This window comes from Myxococcus sp. CA005, from assembly GCF_006518205.1.
Classification (GTDB): Bacteria; Myxococcota; Myxococcia; order Myxococcales; family Myxococcaceae; genus Myxococcus; species Myxococcus xanthus.
This window is the reverse complement of record NZ_SRLV01000011.1, coordinates 67522-87442: the sequence shown is the minus strand read 5'-3', so window position 1 is coordinate 87442 and position 19921 is coordinate 67522. Positions and strand designations below refer to the sequence as shown.

Genomic DNA, 19921 nt, shown 5'->3' with positions numbered 1-19921 from the left:
TGATTCCTGCCCAGCCATCTTTGCCGGAGGTCTCCGCCGATGCTGCTCGCGAGCGCGAGGGAAGAAGCCCCCTGGAGTCCCACCCTCTTGCATTGCCTGCGTCACCGCGCGAGCACTCAGCCCGACGCCATCGCCTATACGTTCGTGGGCGACGACGCATCGGACGAGACGCGCATCTCGTACCGGGAGTTGGACCGTCGCGCGCGCGCCATCGCGGCCTCCCTTCAGCGGATGGATGCGGCGGGCGAGCGGGCCATCCTCCTCTACCCTCCGGGGCTGGACTACGTGGCCGCCTTCCTGGGCTGCCTCTACGCCAACGTCATCGCCGTTCCGGCCTACCCGCCCGACATCAGCCGCCTCAACCGCTCACTGCCGCGGCTCCAGGCGATCCTCACCGATGCCCGGGCATCCATCGTGCTCACCACCGAGATGATTCTCTCGCTGGTCGACTCGCTGGAAGAGCAGGCGTCGCAGCTGAGGGACCGCCGCTGGCTGGCCACCGACCTCCTGGAGGCGGGCTGCGAGGACGGCTGGCGAGAACCCGAAGTCACGGGGCAGACGCTGGCCTTCCTCCAGTACACCTCCGGGTCCACCGGCACGCCCAAGGGGGTCATGCTCACGCACGGCAACCTGGTGCACAACTCGCACCTGATTGGCCTGGGCATGGAGCTCCGCGAGGGGTCCGTAGCGGTGAACTGGCTGCCGCCCTATCACGACATGGGGCTCATCGGCGGCATCCTCCAGCCGCTCTACAACGGCTTTCACGGCGTGCTGCTGTCCCCCATCACCTTCCTGCAACGACCGCTGAGTTGGCTCCAAGCCATCGAGCGGCACCGCGGCACCTGCGCGGGCGGTCCCAACTTCGCCTTCGACCTCTGCGTGCGGAAGACCCGCCCGGAGGAGCGCGAGCAGTTGGACCTGCGCACGTGGCAGGTGGCGTTCTGTGGCGCCGAACCCATCCGGCCCGAGACGCTGGCCCGCTTCGCCCGCGCCTTCGAACCCGCGGGCTTCCGGCCCGAGTTCTTCTATCCGTGTTACGGGCTGGCCGAGGCCACGTTGATCGCCGCGGGCGGCGTCAAGGCGGAACCGGTGCGGACGGGCCACTTCGACGCGCGGGCGCTCCAGCACGGCCAGGGCGCCCCCCGGGACGAGGGCACCGGGCAGGACACGGTGACGCTCGTCAGCAGCGGCACCCAGCTTCCCACCCAGTCGCTCGTGGTGGTGGATCCCCAGGCGCGCACGCTCCAGGCCGACGGAGAGGTGGGGGAGATTTGGATGTCCGGGCCCAGCGTGGCCCAGGGCTATTGGGGACGCCCCGAGGAGACGGAGCGGGTGTTCCAGGCCCGCCTGGCGCGAGGCGAAGGGCCCTTCCTGCGCACCGGGGACCTGGGCTTCCTCCGTGACGGCCAGCTCTTCGTCACGGGCCGGGCCAAGGACCTCATCATCATCCGTGGCCGGAACCACTATCCCCAGGACCTCGAACAGACCACCGAGCAGAGCCACCCCGCGATCCGCCCCGGATGCAGTGCCGCGTTCTCCGTGGATGTGGACGGAGAAGAGCACCTGGCCGTGGCGTTCGAGGTCTCCGCCCGCCAGGAGGTTTCGCCCGACGACGTGGCCACGAGCGTCCAGCAGGCCATCGCCGAACACCACCAGCTCGGTGTCCACGCGGTGCTCCTGCTCAAGGCGGGGGCGCTTCCCAAGACGTCCAGCGGCAAGATTCAGCGCCACGCCTGCCGCGCGGGCTTCCTGGACGGAACGCTCGAGCTGATCGGTGCGTGGCGCAACCCAGCCGCGCAGGAGGCGCCGTCCGAACAGGTCGCCGAGGCCCCCCACCCGCCCGGCACGCCCGCGTGGCTCCGGGCCCGGGTCGCGGCCCTGCTCCGCGTGAGCCCGGCGTCGCTGGACACCCAAGCGCCACTCACCCGCTACGGTCTGGATTCACTGCAGAGTTTGGAGCTGCACTCGGAGCTCGAGCGTGAGCTGGGCATCGTCCTCCCCCTCTCAGCCCTGCTCCAGGGTGAGAGCCTCGATGCGCTCGCCCGCAGACTCACGGAGGCCACGCCCGCGTCCGAGCCCAACCCCGGACCCGCGCCGCTCACGGGCCCCCTGCCGCTCTCATACGGTCAGCAGGCGCTGTGGTTCCTGCATGCGCTGGCGCCCACCAGCGCCGCATACCATGTGGCGCGCGCGGTTCGCGTCCGCTCCGCGTTGGATGTCGCCGCCCTGCGACAGGCGCTGCACGCATTGATGGAGCGGCACCCCGCACTGCGCATTCGCATCACCTCCGAAGCGGGACAACCGCGGCAGGAAGTGATGTCTCCCGTGGAAGTGCCGCTGCGGGTCGAGGACGCGTCCGGACACGATGAGGCGTGGCTTCGGGAACGCGTCACCGCCGAAGCGGAGCGCCCCTTCGATCTGGGCCAAGCCCCTCTGTTCCGGGTCCACCTGTGGACCCGCTTGGATGCGAATCCCATCCTGTTGCTGACCCTGCACCATGCGGTGACCGACTTCTGGTCCCTGGCGGTCATGGCCGGCGAGCTGGGCGCGCTGTACGCGGCGGCGCTGCGCGGCCGCCCCGCCGTGTTGCCACCGCTCCCACTCACGCCCATGGACCACGCACGCTGGCAACGCGAGGCGCTGGCGGCGAGTTCCAGCGCGCCGGGCTGGGCTTTCTGGAAGCAGCAGCTCGCGGGGAAGCTGCCCGTGCTGGAGCTGCCCACGGACGCGACACGGCCGCCCCAGCAGCGCTTCCAGGGAGCCTCACGCGGGCTGCGGCTCACGCCGGCGCTCACCGGGCGGCTGCGCGACCTGGCGCGCGAACACGAGACCACGCTCTACACGGTGCTGGTCGCCGCGTTCCAGGCGCTGCTGCACCGCTACACCGGCCAGGACGACCTCATCATCGGTTCGCCCGCCTCGGGACGCACCCGCGCCCGGCTTTCGGGCCTGGTCGGGTATTTCACCAACCCCCTGCCCCTCCGAGCCCGATTCACCCCGGGCCTGCGCTTCGACACCTTCCTCCAGCAGGTGCGCGCCACGGTGCTCGGTGCGCTCGAACATCAGGACATCCCTTTCCCCGCCCTGGTGGAGCAACTCCAGCCCAAACGCGATCCAGCCCGCTCCCCCATCTTCCAGGCGATGCTGGTGCTTCAGAAATCCCACGTGGGCGCGGACCTCGGGCTGGAAGCGCTCGCGCTGGATGAAGCCGGAGTCGTGGTCTCGCTGGGCGAGCTTGACCTGGAGGCCTGGCCCCTGAACCGGGGCAGCGCTCAGTTCGACCTCAGCCTCGCGCTTGCGGAGACGCGCGAGGGGCTCTGCGCGTCCATGGAGTACGACACCGCCCTCTTCAAGGCCGGCACCATCGACAGAATGCTCGGGCATCTGCGCGTCTTGCTGGAAGCCGTCACCACCGCGCCCACCCTGCCCATCGACCAGGTGCCGCTGCTCACGGAGGAGGAACGCGCCCAGCTCCTGGACTGGAACGCGACGGCGCACGTCTACGAGGCGCCACTCACGCTGCACGGCCTCTTCGAAGCCCAGGCGGCCCGAACACCCGAGGCGGTCGCGCTGTGCTTCGAGTCGGAGACGCTCACCTACGGCGAGCTGGACCGCCGCGCCAACCAGCTCGCGCACCACCTGCGCGGGCTCGGCGTCGGCCCCGAACACCGCGTGGGCGTGTGCCTGGAGCGCTCACTCGAACTCGTGGTGTCCTTGCTGGGCGTGCTCAAGGCGGGCGGAGCCTACGTCCCCTTGGACCCCAGCTATCCCCAGGAGCGTCTGGACTTCATGCTGCGTGACGCGGCGGTCCGGGTGCTCCTCACGCAGCAGCGGCTGGCGAAGGTGTTCACGGAGGCCGCTGTCACGCGCGTGTTCGTGGACGCGGACGAGCGCGCGCCCTTCCAGCACGCGGAATCCCCGCGCCGCTCCGCATCCTGGAGCGAGTCACTCGCCTACGTCATCTACACCTCGGGGTCCACGGGGCGGCCCAAGGGGGCCATGAACACCCATGCGGGCGTCCGCAATCGCCTGCTCTGGATGCAGTCGGAGTACGGCTTGAGCGCGGACGACCGCGTCCTGCAGAAGACGCCGCTCAGCTTCGATGTTTCCGTCTGGGAGTTCTTCTGGCCGCTGATGACCGGAGCGCGGCTGGTGCTGGCGCGGCCTGGAGGACACCAGGACCCCGCCTATTTGAAGCAGCTCATCCAGGACGAGGCCATCACCACGGCGCACTTCGTTCCCTCCATGATGCAGGCCTTCCTCGCGGAGTCCGCGGTGGAGCAGTGCGCGAGCCTGCGCCGCGTGTTCAGCAGCGGTGAGGCGCTCTCGCCGGAGCTGCGCGACCACTTCGTGGCGCGGCTGCCGGAGACACGGCTCTACAACCTGTACGGCCCCACCGAGGCCGCGGTGGACGTGTCCGCATGGGACTGCCACCGCTCGCTTCCCTCCCGCACCGTGCCCATTGGCCAGCCCGTGGCCAATACCGCGTTGTACGTCCTCGACACGCGGCTCGCGCCCCTGCCCGTGGGCGTTCCAGGAGAGCTCTACATCGGCGGCGTGCAGGTGGGCCGTGGGTACCTGGGCCGCCCGGATTTGACCGCGGAGCGCTTCGTGCCGGATGGCTTCGCGCGCGAGGAAGGCATGCGCATGTACCGGACGGGTGACCGCGCTCGCGTGCTCCCGGACGGCAGCCTCGAGTACCTGGGCCGGCTGGACCACCAGGTGAAGGTGCGTGGCCATCGAATCGAGCTGGGCGAAATCGAAGCCACGCTGGAGCAGCACCCGGCGGTCCAGCAGGCGGTGGTGCTGGCGCGCACGGCAGTGGGGGACGACGTCCAATTGGTGGCGTTCATCTCGCACCGGGGCCACGCCCCCACGCCAGCAACGCTCCGGGACTTCCTGGCCGAAAGGCTCCCTGGGTTCATGGTGCCGTCCCACATCGGCATCCTCGCTGAACTGCCGCTCGGCCCCAGTGGCAAGCGGGATCGCCTCGCGCTCGCGTCCGTCCAGGTGGAGGCCTCGGACAACGGGCTGGAATGGATGGCCCCCCGCACGCCCACCGAGCTGACGGTGGCCCGCATCTGGAGTGACGTCCTCAAGCGCGAGCGCATTGGCGCGAACGATGACTTCTTCCAACTGGGAGGCCACTCACTGCTGGCCACCCGGGTCGTCGCCCGGCTTCGCGCCATCCTGGGCGTGGAAGTGCCGCTTCACACCTTCTTCGCGGCCCCCACCGTGGCCGCTTTGGCGGAGCGGCTCCAGTCCTGCCGGAGTGGAGGCCCCAAGCCGCCCCCCCTGCACCGTCGCTCCGAGCCGGGCCCCGCGCCCCTGTCCTTCGCCCAGGAGCGGCTATGGCTGTTCGCCCAGATGACGGGCCCCACCGCCATCTACAACATGCCCAGCGCGGTGCGGCTGAAGGGCACGCTCGATGTGCCGGCGCTGGAGCGCGCCCTGGGCGACGTCGTGCGGCGGCACGAAGCCCTGCGCACCGTGCCACGTGTCGAAGCCGGCGCCGAGCCCGTGCAGGTGGTGCTGCCGGCGGAGCCCCTGACGATGCCCCGCGTGGACCTGCGGGCCATGCCAGAAGAACAGCGGGAACCCAGGGCCGAAGCACTGGCCCGTGAAGAGGCCGCGCTTCCCTTCGACCTCGACCAGGGCCCGCTCCTCCGCGCGCGGCTGCTCCAGTTGGAGGACACGCACCACATCCTCCTGCTGACCCTGCACCACAGCGCCTCGGACGGCTGGTCCATGGGCGTGTTCGCGCGCGAGGTAAGCCAGCTCTACGGCGCCTTTACCCGTGGCGAGCCATCCGGCCTGCCGGAGCTCCCGGTGCAGTACAGCGACTACGCGCTCTGGCAACGCCGCTGGCTGGAGAGCGGCGAGCTCGAGCGCCAGCTGCGATACTGGGAGCAGCGGTTGGATGCGCTCCCCCGACTCCAGCTCCGCACGGACCGGCCCCGGCCTACGGTACAGCGTCACCAGGGGCGCAGCCGCCGCTTCCTGCTTCCCCAACCGCTGGTGGAGCAGCTCGAGGCGCTCGGCCGAGCGGAGGGCGTCACCCTCTTCATGGTCCTGCTCGGCGTCTACAACCTCGTCCTCCATCGCTATTCGGGACAGGACGACATCGTGGTGGGAACGGACGTGGCCCACCGCAACCCGCCGGAGGTCGAAGGGCTGATTGGCTTCTTCACCAACCAGTTGGTCTTGCGCGCGGACCTGTCCGCGAACCCCACCGTCCGTGAGCTGCTCGCGCGCCTGCGCCAGGTGACGCTCGATGCGTACGAGCATCAGGACGTGCCCTTCGAACGGCTGGTCCGTGCCCTCAAGTCCGAACGGGACGCGGGGTACGCGCCCCTGTTCCAGGTGAAGCTGGTCCTCCAGAACGCGCCGCCGCCGCTGCTCACGCTGCAGAGCCTCCACACCCACGTGATGGACGTGGAGGGTGGCGAGACGGCCCGCTGGGACCTGCTGCTCGACTTCAGCCCGGGCCCCGAAGGCCTGTGGGCCCGGGCCGAGTACAACACCGACCTCTTCGACGACGCGACCATCGTTCGGCTGTGGGAGCATTTCCTGCTCGCCGCGCGGAGCGTGCCGTCCTCATTGGCCCGCCCCATCGCCACGCTCCCGCTCCTGCTGCCGGCGGAGCAGGAACTCCTCGCCCGCTGGAACGACACGGCCACCGGATACCCCCGCGACGCCACGATTCAGGCGTTGTTCGAAGCCCACGCCGCGGCGACTCCGGACGCGGTGGCGTTGACGTGCGAGCACCACCAGCTCACCTATGGCGCGCTGAACCAGCGGGCCAACCAGGTCGCGCACCACCTGCGGGCGCTCGGCGTGAGCGCAGGAGCCCGGGTAGGGCTGTGCCTCGAACGCTCGTTGGACATGGTGGTGGCCCTGCTCGGCATCCTCAAGGCCGGCGGCGCCTACCTGCCGCTGGACCCGACGTTCCCCCCCGAGCGACTGGGTTTCCTCGTCCAGGATGCGCGCATGGCGGCGCTCGTCACCCGTTCGGGTCTGGCGGACGATCTGCCCGTCCAGTGGATTCCCGTGGTGAGCCTGGACGAGGACGCAGCGGCGCTGGCGGCCCGCCCCACGGCGAATCCCACCCCCGTCTGCAACGCGGAGCACGAGGCCTATGTGCTCTACACGTCCGGCTCCACCGGCAAGCCCAAGGGCGTGGCCGTCCCACAGCGAGCCGTCGTCCGCCTGGTCCGGAACACCCACTACGTCCACCTGGGGCCGGACGAGACGCTGCTCCAGTTCGCGCCGCTCGCCTTCGATGCGTCCACCTTCGAGGTCTGGGGGGCCCTGCTCAACGGCGCCCGCCTCGCCATCCATCCCCCCACCACGCCGTCGCTCGAAGAGCTGGGAAGCTTCATCGCCCGCCAAGGAGTGACCACCGTGTGGCTCACCGCGGGCCTGTTCCATCAGGTGGTGGACCACGCGCTCGAGTCCCTGGCGTCCGTGCGACAGCTCCTCGCGGGAGGCGACGTGCTCTCCCCCGCGCACGTGCGACGCGTGGTGGAGCGGTACCCGGGCTGCCGGGTCATCAACGGCTACGGCCCCACTGAAAACACCACCTTCACCTGCTGCCACACCGTGTCGCCGGACGAGCCGCTCGTGAACGCCGTGCCCATTGGCCGCCCCATCTCCAACACGCGCATTCATGTGCTCAACGCGGCACTGGAGCCGGTTCCCGTGGGCGCGCCTGGCGAGCTGTGCGCGGGCGGTGACGGTCTCGCGCTCGGCTACCTCAACGACCCCGCGCTGACGGCGCAGCGTTTCATCCCAGACCCGTTCAGCCCCGTGCCGGGCGCACGCCTGTACCGCACGGGGGACCGGTGCCACGTCCTGCCGGATGGGCGGGTCGAATTCCTCGGGCGCGTGGATGAACAGGTCAAGCTCCGCGGCTTCCGGATTGAGCCAGGGGAAATCGAGGCGGCCCTCGCGCTCCATCCCACCGTGCACGAAGCGCGGGTCATGGCCCGGGAGGACGGCCCCGGAGAGAAGCAACTCGTCGCCTACCTCGTCGCCAGGCCGTCCCGGGAACTCCCGCCAGCGGAGGACCTGCGGCGCTACCTCCAGGCGCGGCTGCCCGTCTTCATGGTGCCCTCCGCCTTCGTGACGCTCGCGGCCTTTCCCCTGACGGCGAACGGCAAGGTGGACCGACGCGCGCTCCCCGCGCCCACGGGCCCGGAGCGTGCGGCCTCCGAGCGCTACGTCGCCCCCCGCACCGCCGACGAGGAGGTGCTGGCGGGCGTGTGGTCCGAGGTCCTGGGCGTCGACACGCCAAGCCTCCACGACAGCTTCTTCGACGCGGGCGGGGATTCCATCCGCGCCATCCAGTTCGTGGCCCGGGCCGCGGAGCGCGGCCTGAAGCTGTCCGTGGCGATGCTCCTGGAGAACCAGACGCTCCAGGCCGTGGCGGAGGCCCTGCGCGCGGGGAACACCACCGAGGGGCCCACCGCGCCCACCGCGCCATTCGACCTCGTCCGCCTCGTGGACCGCGAACGGCTCCCCGCGCACATCGAAGACGCGTATCCCCTGGCCGCGCTCCAGGGCGGAATGCTCTTCCAGAGCCAGCTCGACACGGCCGCGGCGCTCTACCACGACGCCTTCAGCTTCCACCTGGAGCTGGACCTGGACGTGCCCGTCTTCCAGGCGGCCCTCCAGCAAGTGTTCGCGCGGCACACCGCGCTCAGGACCTCGTTCGAGCTGACGCGCTACTCGGAGCCACTCCAGTTCGTCCACCGCCAGGTGGAGCCCGTGCTGGCGGTTCACGACCTGCGGCACCTCTCCACCGAGGAGCAGGATGCGCACCTCGAAGCGTGGCTCGAGGAAGACCGCGCGCGGCCCTTCGACTGGAGCTGCGCGCCGTTGATGCGAGTCACACTCCACCTGCGCACGTCCACCACCGTGCAGCTCAGCGCCACCTTCCACCACGCCATCCTGGACGGCTGGAGCGTGGCCACCTTCTTCACCGAGCTGCTCGCGGACTTCGTCACCCTGCGCGGTGACAGGTGTCCGGAGCGGACAGCACCGGCGCTCCCCTTCCGCGAGTTCATCGCGATGGAGCGAGAGACACTCCAGTCCCCAGCGGTCCAACAGTTCTGGGCGCAGCAGTTGGACGGAATGGAGGTGACGTCCGTCACCCGAACCTTGCCGCCCCCGCCCGATGCGCCAGCACGGGGGCTCTCCCAACATCCCGTGCCCCTGGCCGCGTCGACGCACGCCGGGCTCCAGCGGCTCGCGCGTCTGGCCGCCGTCCCCCTCAAGAGCGTGCTGCTGGCGGCCCACCTCCGCGTCCTCGGCGCCGTCTGTGGCACCACCGACGTGGTGACGGGCCTGGTCAGCAACGGGCGCCCCGAGGTGCGCGACGGCGAGCGAACCCTGGGCCTCTTCCTCAACAGCGTCGCCTTCCGGCAGCGCCTGGGCGGCGGCACCTGGGTCGACCTGGTCCGCGAGACGTTCGCCACCGAGCGGCGCCTGCTGCCCCACCGGCGCTACCCCCTGAGCCGGCTGCAACACCCGCGCAGCGGACAACCGCCGTTCGAGGTCCTCTTCAACTTCGTGCACTTCCATGTGTACCAGGGCCTGCTGGGCATCGAGGGCGTGCGGCTCGTCAGCCCGGTCCGCTCCATTGAACGCCTGGACCTGCCGCTGGCCGCCATGTTCGGCGTCGATCCGGTGACTTCCGAGCTCCAGCTCTCATTGCACCATGACCCACGGAGGCTGGACGCTGGCCGCGTACCCTGGCTGGCGGAGTGCTACGCGCGCGTACTGGACGCCATGGCGGCCCAGCCCCAGGAGCGCCACGAGCGCGTCTGCCTGCTCTCCCCCGCCGAGCGCGAGCGCGTGCTGGTGGATTGGAACGCCACCCGGGATCCCCTGCCCGAAGACACCTGCGTCCACCACCTCGTGGAGACCCAGGCCTCGCACACGCCCGACGCACCGGCCGTCACCTTCGAGGAGCGCTCCTTCACCTACCGCCAGTTGGACGAACAGGCCACCCTGCTGGCCCGGCGTCTCCAGTCCGTGGGCGTGGGGCCCGACGCGCGTGTCGCCATCGTGTTGGACCGCTCGCTGGAGATGGTGGTGGCGATGCTGGGCGTCCTGAAGGCGGGCGGCGCCTACGTGCCGCTCGATCCCGCCCACCCCAAGGCGCGGTTGGAAGCCGTGTTGCAGGAAGCCCACCCGGCGGCCGTGGTGACCCGGCGTGAGCTGGCGCCGAACCTGCCGGTTCGAGAGGTCCCAACGCTCCTCGTCGAGGACGCCCCCGAGCACCCGCTCCCTCCGCTGACGCGAGGCGTGGCGCCGCGAAACCTCGCCTACGTCCTCTACACCTCTGGCTCCACGGGCCGGCCCAAGGGCGTCATGGTGGACCACGGCAACCTGGTGAATCACTTCGTCACGCTCGACGAACGGATTGAGGCGCGGCCCGCGGGCACCTGGCTTGCCGTCACGCCCTACACCTTCGACATTTCCGGAGTCGAGCTGGTGTGGACCCTGACGCGCGGCTTCCATCTGGTGATTCACCCCGAGGAACGTCACGCCCGCCGTTCGGTGGCCGAGCAGATCGAGCACCACGCCATCACCCACCTCCAGTGCACACCGTCGCGCGCCTCGCTCCTGCTCCAATCCCCCGGGATGGCCCGCGCGTTGGCACGGCTCCGGGTGCTGGTGCTCGGCGGCGAGGCCCTGACGCCCGCGCTGGCGGCGGAACTGCGCACCCGGCTCACCGGGCGGCTGTTGAACATCTATGGCCCCACCGAGACGACCATCTGGTCCACCACCCACGCGGTGGAGGCGAGCGGCCCCACCGTCCCCATCGGCCGGCCCGTGAGCAACACCGAGGTGTACATCGTGGACGCGCACGGCACGCCCGTGCCCATGGGCGCCGCGGGCGAGCTGCTCATTGGCGGAGAGGGCGTCTCGCGCGGCTACCTCCACCGGCCGGAGCTCACGGCGGAACGCTTCATTCCGAATCCGTTCTCGTCCCGCCCGGGCGCCAGGCTCTACCGGACGGGCGACGCATGCCGGTACCAGCCGGGCGGCGTCCTCGAGTTCCTCGGCCGCATCGATCAGCAGGTGAAGATCCGAGGCTACCGCATCGAGCTGGGCGAGGTCGAAGCCGTGCTCCGGGAGCACCCCGCCCTCCGTGAGGCCGCTGTCGTGGCGAGAACCCAGGATGACGACGCCGCGAGACTGGTTGCGTACCTCGTTCCGTCCCAGCGGGACACTCCGCTCGAGAACCTCCAGGCGCTGGTGGCGCACGTCCGCGCGTTTCTCCGGGAACGGCTGCCGGAGTACATGGTGCCCTCTGCCTTCGTGCCCCTGGAGGCCCTCCCCCTCAACGCCAGCGGCAAGGTGGACCGGCAGGCGCTTCCGCAGCCCTCGTCATCCCTGGCCGAGCAGCGCCCCGCGTACATCGCGCCCGCGGGGCAGCTCGAACTCGACATCGCCGAAGTCTGGCGCCAGGACCTGCGCCTCGACGTGGTGGGCCGCGACGAGAATTTCTTCGACCTGGGGGGCAACTCCCTGCTCGCCGCGCGCATCCAGGCGCGACTGACGGAGAAGCTCCAGCGCACGGTGACGCTGCTCGACATCTTCACCCACCCGACCGTGGGCGCCCTGGCGCGGCACCTGTCGGCGATGCCCGAGGCCCCGGCCATGGCCCTGGAGGCGCAAACCCAGCGGCAGAAGGAGGGCCTGGGCCGGCTCAAGCGCCTGGCGAAGAGGGTCAAAGGCGATGAGTGACACGCTGGAGTCCGTCCCCGACGGCATCGCCATCGTCGGGCTCGCGGGCCGCTTCCCCAAGGCCCGCGACATCGAGGCCTTCTGGGAGAACCTGCGAGCGGGCGTGCGCGGCATCTCCACGTTCACCGACGCGGAGCTGCTCGCGGCCCACCTGCCGGCGGAGCACGTTCGTCACCCCCGGTACGTGAAGGCGCGCGGCGCGCTGGAGGACACCGCGATGTTCGACGCGGCGTTCTTCGACTTCAACGCCCGCGAGGCGGAGCTCACGGACCCGCAGCACCGTCTGTTCCTGGAGAGTGCCTGGGAAGCGCTGGAGGACGCGGGTTACGACTCGCGGCGCTACCCGGGGAGGATTGGCGTCTTCGCGGGCGCCAGCATGAGCACGTACCTGCTGGATGCCCTGCGCGGTGGGGCGGCCCTGCCTGAGGGACTGCTCCAGTTGGCCATCGGCAATCTGAGCGACTTCCTGTCGACGCGCCTCTCCTACAAGCTGGACCTGCGCGGCCCCAGCGTGAGCGTTCAGACCGCCTGCTCCACGTCGCTGGTCGCCACGCACCTCGCGTGCCTGCACCTGCTCGCGGGCCAATGCGACATCGCGCTCGCGGGAGGCGTGTCCGCGCGGGCCCGGGAGGTGGGCGGCTACCTGTATCAAGAGGGAGGCATCTTCTCGCCCGACGGGCATTGCCGGGCCTTCGATGCCCGAGCGCAGGGGACGGTGGAGGGCAGCGGTGTGGGGCTGGTGGTGCTCATGCGGCTGGAGGATGCGCTGGCCGAAGGCGCGCACATCCGCGCGGTCATCCGCGGCACCGCCATCAACAACGACGGCCGCCAGAAGGTGGGCTACACCGCCCCCAGCATCCAGGGACAAGCGGAGGTCATCGCCATGGCCCACCGGATGGCGGGAGTGGAGGCCCGCACCATCGACTACGTCGAGGCGCACGGCACGGGCACGGCGATGGGAGACCCCATCGAGTTCACGGCCCTGGTCCAGGCCTTCGGTGAGGACGCGCTCCCTGGCGCCTGCGCGCTTGGGTCCGTGAAGGCCAGCATCGGCCACCTCGACGCCGCGGCGGGCGTGGCGGGGCTCATCAAGACCACGCTCGCGCTCGAGCACAAGCAACTGCCGCCCAGCCTGGACTTCGAGCACCCCAATCCCCAGCTCGACTTCTCGCGCTCGCCGTTCCATGTGAACACCCGGTTGACCGAGTGGCCGGCGCGGGAGACTCCGCGCCGCGCGGGGGTCAGCTCGTTCGGCATCGGCGGAACCAACGCGCACGTGGTGCTGGAGGAAGCACCTCCGTTCGAGCCGAGCGGCCCCGCGCGAGACACCCAGCTCCTCGTGCTGGCGGCGCGCACGCCTTCGGCGCTCGACGCGATGTCGGACCGGCTGGCCCGGCACCTGGAGGCCCACCCCGAACTCCCACTGGCCGATGCGGCCTTCACCCTCCAGGTCGGACGGCGCGCCTTCACGCACCGCCGAGCCCTGACCTGCCGCGGCCGGGACGACGCGCTCGCCGCGCTGCGCGGACACCGGCCGCGCGAGGTGTCTTCCGGCAGCGCCGCTGACGGCGAGCAGGCTGTGGCCTTCCTCTTTCCTGGCCAGGGCGCGCAGTACGTGAACATGGGGCGCGAACTCCATGAACAGGAGCCCGTGTTCCGCCAGGCCCTGGACCGCTGCGCCCGGCTGCTCCTTCCCCATCTGGACCTCGATGTGCGGCAACTCCTCCACCCGTCCGAGGCGCGGCGGGAAGAGGCCGAAGCCTTGCTGCGGCGAACCGCGTTCACCCAGCCCGCCCTCTTCGCGGTCGAGTTCGCCTTGGCCCAGCTTTGGGAGTCCTGGGGTATCCGCCCCGCGATGATGCTGGGGCACAGCGTCGGTGAGTACGTCGCCGCCTGCCTCGCGGGCGTGTTCTCCCTCGAGGATGCGCTGGCCGCCGTCGCAGACCGGGGCCGGCTCGTCCAGCAGCTGCCTCCAGGCTCGATGCTCAGCGTTCCGCTCCCCGCCGACACCTTGCAGCCGCTGCTGGGCGGGCGGCTGTCGTTGGCGGCCATCAACGGGCCCTCGCTGTGCGTGGCGGCCGGTCCTCGCGAAGAGGTCCAACGGCTGGAGCAGACCCTCGAGGACCGCGGGCACACCTGCACGTGGCTGCATACCTCCCACGCGTTCCACTCCGCGATGATGGAGCCCGCGCTCGCGCCGTTCGCCGCCCGGCTCGCGGACGTCCCGCTCCGTGCCCCGAAAACGCCCTTCGTCTCCAACCTCACCGGCCGTTGGATTTCCGCCGCCGAGGCCACCGACCCCGGCTACTGGGTGCGCCATCTGCGCGAGCCGGTGCGCTTCAGCGACGGCCTGAAGTGTCTGTTCGAAAGGCACGCTCCGCATCTGCTCGAGGCCGGCCCTGGACGAACCCTGACCACCCTCGCGCTCCGCCACCCGGACCGCCCGGCCGGAAGCGTCGCGGTCTGCTCATTGCGGCCCCCCAAGGAGGAAGGCTCCGACACGACGTTCGTCCAGCAGGCCTTGGGACGACTCTGGGTCGCGGGCGTGGAGGTGAACTGGGACGGCTTTCACGCCGGAGGCCGCCGCCACCGCGTGCCCCTGCCCGCCTATCCCTTCGAGCGTCAGCATTACCTGCTGGGCGTCCAGGCCGCTGCGCGGCAAGCCACCACCGCCGAAGCGGCCTCCGTTGCGCCCCTGGCGAGACACGAGCGCCCGGGCATCGCCACGCCCTTCGTGGCACCGGGCACCGTGCTCGAACGCCGGGTCGCGGGGATATGGGAGGAGAGCCTGGGCTTCTCGCCCATCGGGCGGCACGACAGCTTCTTCGAACTGGGAGGCCACTCCCTGCTCGCGACGCGCATCGTCTCGAGGCTCCAGGAGGAGTTCGGCGTCACGCTCCCGGTGGGGAAGCTGTTCGAGTCACCCACGGTGGCCGACATCGCGGCCCGCATCGAAGCGCTGGAGCCCACGACGAACCGCGCGGACATCCCGCGGCGCATGCCTCGGGAGGGAATGCGGGACCTGTCGTTCGCGCAGCAGCGGCTCTGGACCCTGGAGCAGCTCACGCCGGGAACCAGCGCCTATCACCTGCCACAGGCCCTGCGCCTGCGTGGCCCCCTCGATGTCTCGGCCCTCCAGGAGAGCTTCCAGCAGCTGGTACGGCGCCATGAGGCGCTCCGGACACGATTCCCCGCCACCGAGGGACGCCCCTTTCAGGAGGTCCTCACGAGCGCCCCGGTGACGGTGCGCACGCTCGCGCTCGACACACTCCCCGTGAGCGACCGTGAAGCGGCGCTGGAGCAATTGTTGTCCGAGGAAGCGGAGCAGCCGTTCGACCTCGCCCGGGGCCCGCTGATGCGCGTTGCCCTCGCGCGGCTGGCGCCCGATGAGCACGTGCTCTCGGTGACGCTACACCACATCATCGCGGACGGCGGCTCCCTGCGGGTGCTCACCCGGGAGCTTGCCGCCCTCTACACGGCGCTGCGGCGCGGCCACGACGCGGACCTGCCGGAGCTGCCCATCCAGTACGCCGACTACGCGCACTGGCAGCGGGACCTGCTCCAGGGGCCGGTGCTGGAAACGCTGCTCACCTACTGGAAGCAGCGGCTGGCTGGCCTTCCCTTGCTGGAGCTGCCCACGGATCGGCCTCGCCCCGCCGTACCGAACTTCCGCGCGGGGACCCATGCGGTGGCGCTGCCGCGTCCCGTGTCAGAAGCGGTGGAATCCATGGCGCGGCGCCACGGGGCCACGCCCTACATGGTGTTGCTGACGGCCTTCAGCGCGGTGCTCGGCTGCTTCAGTGGACAACGGGAGTTCGCGATTGGCACGCCCATCGCGGGGCGGACCCACGCGAAGCTGGAGGGCCTGGTGGGCCTCCTGGTCAACACCGTGGTGATTCGAACCGACCTCACGGGAACCCCCACCGGACAGGAGCTGCTCGCGAGAGTCCGCGAGGCGGCGCTGGGTGCGTATGCGCATGCGGACCTCCCTTTCGAGAAGCTCGTGGAGGCGATCAACCCCGAGCGCGACGCGAGCCGCACCCCGCTCTTCCAGGTGATGTTCTCGCTCCAAGAGGAGACGGGCGGCGCGCACACCGTCGACAATCTGGGATTGGAACCCATCGAGCGAGGCACCCGGACCACTCAGTTCGACCTGACGCTCTGGCTGAGGCCCACGCACGAGGGCTACTCGGGCGCGCTGGAGTACAACGCGGAACTCTTCGAGCCAACCACGGTGGCGCGGCTCGCCCACGCCCTGGAACAGGCGCTGGAGCGCCTGACGGCCACACCGGAACGCGAGTTCACCGCGTTGACGCGGCCCCAAGGCAGGCAGTGGCAGGCGTTGCTCGCGGCGTCCACCACGTCCCCCGCGCCCGCCGCTCCCTTTCCTGGCGTGCATCAGTTCATCGCACGGCAGTCACGGATCCACCCGGAGCGCCTCGCGTTGATGGCACCGGGGGAGGTGCTCGGCTACGGAGAGCTCGACCGCCGGGCGACCCAGGTGGCGCGGGTGCTGCGCACGGCGGGTGTGGGCCCCGAGACGCGAGTCGCCCTGTGTGCGGAGCGCTCCGTCGACGCGATTGTCGCCATGCTCGGCGTGCTCAAGGCCGGAGCGGCCTACGTTCCCCTGGACTCCACCGCGCCCCGCGAGCGGCTGCTGTCGCTCATCGAAGGCGTCGAGGCGCCGGTGGTGCTCGTCCAAACCGGGCTCGCGGCAGGCGTATCCGGTACACCGGCCCGCGTCATCCACCTCGACGTCCTGCGAGCCCAGGCCGCGCTCGAACCGGCGGTCCCCCTGGACGTCGACGTGTGCCCGGAGAACGCGGCTTACGTACTTCACACCTCGGGCTCCACCGGCCGCCCCAAGGGCGTCGTCGTGCCCCATGGCGCCCTGATGAATCATCTGCTGGCCGTGCAGCAGCGATACGGCCTGGGTCCCGAGGACCGGGTGTTGCACTTCGCCACGCTCAGTGTCGACGTCGCCGCGGAGGAACTCTTCCCCACGCTGGCAGCAGGCGCGACGGTGGTGCTCTCCCCTCCCGGAGCAGCCCCACCCGTGGCCGAGTTCCTGGCGCTGCTCGAGCAGGCCACGGTCACCGTGGTGAACATCCCAGCGCCGTACTGGCATGAATGGGTGGAGGAGCTGCCCCGGCTTCCGGTCGCGATTCCGCCTTCGGTGCGCCTGCTGGTGACGGGAAGCCAGGCACCGTCCCCCGAGCGGCTGGCGCGCTGGCGCGAGCGTGTTCCCTCCCACATCCGCTGGCTCAACGCGTACGGCCCCACCGAAGCCACCATCACCGCCACGGTGTGCGAACCCACGGCGCGTGTGGAGGCCAGCCGGGTCCCCATTGGCCGGCCGCTGGCGGGAGGTTGTCTGTACATCCTCGACGCATCCGGGCACCCCGTTCCCGCGGGCGCGCCGGGAGAACTGTTCATCGGCGGCGCGGGCCTCGCGCGTGGATATCTGGCCCAGCCCGCGCTCACGGCGGCGGCGTTCGTGCCCGACCCCTTCAGTGGAAGGGAAGGCGCACGGATGTACCGGACCGGAGACCTCGCGCGGCTGTTGCCTGATGGTGATGTGGAGTTCCTCGGCCGCAGGGACCACCAGGTGAAGGTCCGGGGCTTTCGAATCGAGCTGGGCGAAGTGGAGTGCGCGCTCGAACAGCTCGCGGAGGTCCGAGAAGCGGTGGTGCTGCATCGGCAAGCACCCGCGGGCGACGGCCACCTGGAAGCGCACGTGGTCCCCGCCGTCCAGGGATTGGCAGAGGCGACGTTGCGCCTGCGCCTCGGGGCGACGCTGCCCTCCAGCCAGATTCCCGCGCGCATCGTGATGCGGGAGTCCTTGCCACGTCTTCCCAGCGGCAAGGTGGATCGCCGCGCGGTGTCCGGCTGGCAGGCCTCCGAGGCGCTCCACGCGCCGCGTCCCCCGCCTCGCAACGCCACCGAGGAGACGCTGGTCCGGGTCTGGACGGAGGTGCTCAAGCGGCGCGAGGTTGGAATCCACGACAACTTCTTCGAACTCGGCGGTGACTCCCTCCTGGCCATCCGGGTCGTCGCGCGAGCGAACGATGCGGGATTGCGGCTCACCGCGCGCCAGCTCCTCCTCCATCAAACCATCGCCCAGCTCTCCGAGGTCATCGGCGACCAACCCGAACCACCGGCCCCCACTGCAGTGGGAGGGCCCATCCCGTTGACACCTTCCCAGCGGCGCTTCCTGGAGTCGGACGTGCCCGCGCCGCACCATTGGAACCGCTCGCTGCTCCTCGATGTGCACGAGCCACTCCAGACAGAGGCGTTCCAGGAGGCGCTTCGCTTGCTGCTCGCGCGTCACGATGCGCTCCGGCTCCGCTTCGTGCGGCACGAAAGCGGCTGGAAGCAGTTCGACGCGGGAAGCGCCGCGACGCCCCCCTTCTCGCGCGTGGACCTGTCCTCCGTCCCCGACACCGCGCTACCTCCGGCCATCGAATCCGCCGCGCAGGCCCTCCAACGAAGCCTGACGCTGACAGACGGCCCGCTGTTCCGCGTGGCGGCCTTCGACCTCGGTGCCCACCGACCTGGAAGGCTGCTGTTCATCTTCCATTTCCTCATCGCCGATGGCGTGACCTGGGCCCTGCTCACCGACGAGCTTCAGGAGGCCTACCGTCAAATCCTTGAGGGGCAGTCGATCCAGCGGCCTCCAGCCCCGGTCTCGTTCAGGGCGTGGGCCGAACACCTGCACGCGCTCGCCCACACGCCCCGGTTGGAGCAGGAGGCAACGGCATGGCTGAGTCAGCTCGAAGGCGCGTGCGGGCGACTCCCGCACGACCATCCAGGCACCAACTCAGAGGGTTCGATGCGCTCCGTGCGCATGAGCTTGCGCGAGGATGAGACCCAGCGGCTGCTTCAGCACGCCTCCGCGACGCGAAGCGGTCTGGAAGCCGTCTTGCTGACACCGCTGGCGCACACGCTCTCTCAATGGATGGGGGGCGCCGCCCTGCGCGTCGACCTGGGGCGACACGGACGCGCGGAGCTGGAGGGGCTCGAACCCACGCGCACCGCGGGCTGCATGGCGGCGGACGTCCCTGTCCGGCTGGATGTCGTCGGCGCCAGCGGACTGTCCCAGGCGCTCGAGTGGGTGGCCAGCTCACTGCGCCAACTGCCCGGCCAGGGCCTGGGCCACGGATTGCTGCGCTACATGAACGGCACGGAGGGGCTGGCGCGGAGGCTGGGCGCACTGCCAGGCGCCGAGGTGAGCTTCGATTACATGAGCCAACGAATGCTGACGGAGAACCCTGCGTTCCGGCTCGCCCGTGAGTCGACCGGCACCGACCGGGACCCATCCGCCCGGCGGAGCCATGTGTTTCAGCTCATCGCCGCCGTGGTGGACGGCCTGCTGCAGTTCGAATGGCGGTACAGCAACGAATTGCACGAGCCGTCCACCGTGGAACGGCTCGCCGCCACCTACCTGGCGGGAGTGCGACACCTCGCCGAATCGCGCAGTGAAAGGAACACGACGCCATGAAGCAGATCATCGACGACTTCCATGCGTTGTATTTCGGAGCGCTTGTCACGCGGGAGTACCACGGCGGAGGCGAGCGGTGGATGGGAGTCCCCATCCGGAAGGTGCCGCATGACCTGTGGATCTACCAGGAGATCCTCCACGAGACGCGCCCGGACCTCATCATCGAAACGGGAACGATGTTCGGGGGCTCCGCGCTCTATTTCGCGCACCTGTGTGACCTCCTGGGCCACGGTCAGGTCATCAGCATCGACCTCGACCAACGGGAGAGCGTGCCCCGGCACCACCGCATCGAATACATGCAGGGGTCCTCGGTCGCGCCGGAAATCCTCGAGCGTGTCCGCGGCCGCATCGCTCCCGGAACCCGAACGATGGTGGTGCTCGACTCGGACCACAGCGCCGAGCACGTGCTCCAGGAGCTGCGCCTATACAGCCCGCTGGTGTCGCCAGGGCATTACCTCATCGTGGAGGACACGAACATCGGCCACCCTCTGCACACGTTCCAGGTGGAGCGCGGGCCCATGGAGGCCATCGAGGCGTTCCTCCCGACAGCGCCCGATTTCGAGCGGGACAGCAGCCGGGAGAAACTCCTCTTCACCAGCAACCCCGGCGGTTTCTTGAAACGAATCCGCTAGGTCTCACCCCGTGCGGCGCCTGGGCGAG

At 70.3% G+C, this 19921-nt stretch carries 3 protein-coding genes; all 3 read left to right on the top strand.

Annotated elements, in window-relative coordinates:
* The first annotated feature begins 39 nt into the window (after positions 1 to 39).
* The 3 genes from FMQ63_RS07175 to FMQ63_RS07165 are packed head-to-tail and all read left to right on the top strand — an operon-like array spanning position 40 to position 19893.
* Positions 40 to 11760, top strand: coding sequence for a non-ribosomal peptide synthetase (locus tag FMQ63_RS07175; protein ID WP_011554413.1), 11721 nt, complete (start codon positions 40 to 42; stop codon positions 11758 to 11760).
* Positions 11753 to 19261, top strand: a complete 7509-nt coding sequence (locus FMQ63_RS07170) for a hybrid non-ribosomal peptide synthetase/type I polyketide synthase (protein ID WP_011554414.1) — start codon at positions 11753 to 11755, stop codon at positions 19259 to 19261. The genes FMQ63_RS07175 and FMQ63_RS07170 overlap by 8 nt, the downstream gene beginning before the upstream one ends.
* Positions 19258 to 19893 (top strand): cephalosporin hydroxylase family protein, encoded by a 636-nt coding sequence (locus tag FMQ63_RS07165; protein ID WP_011554415.1) that lies wholly within the window; start codon positions 19258 to 19260, stop codon positions 19891 to 19893. The genes FMQ63_RS07170 and FMQ63_RS07165 overlap by 4 nt, the downstream gene beginning before the upstream one ends.
* The last annotated feature ends 28 nt before the right edge of the window (positions 19894 to 19921 follow it).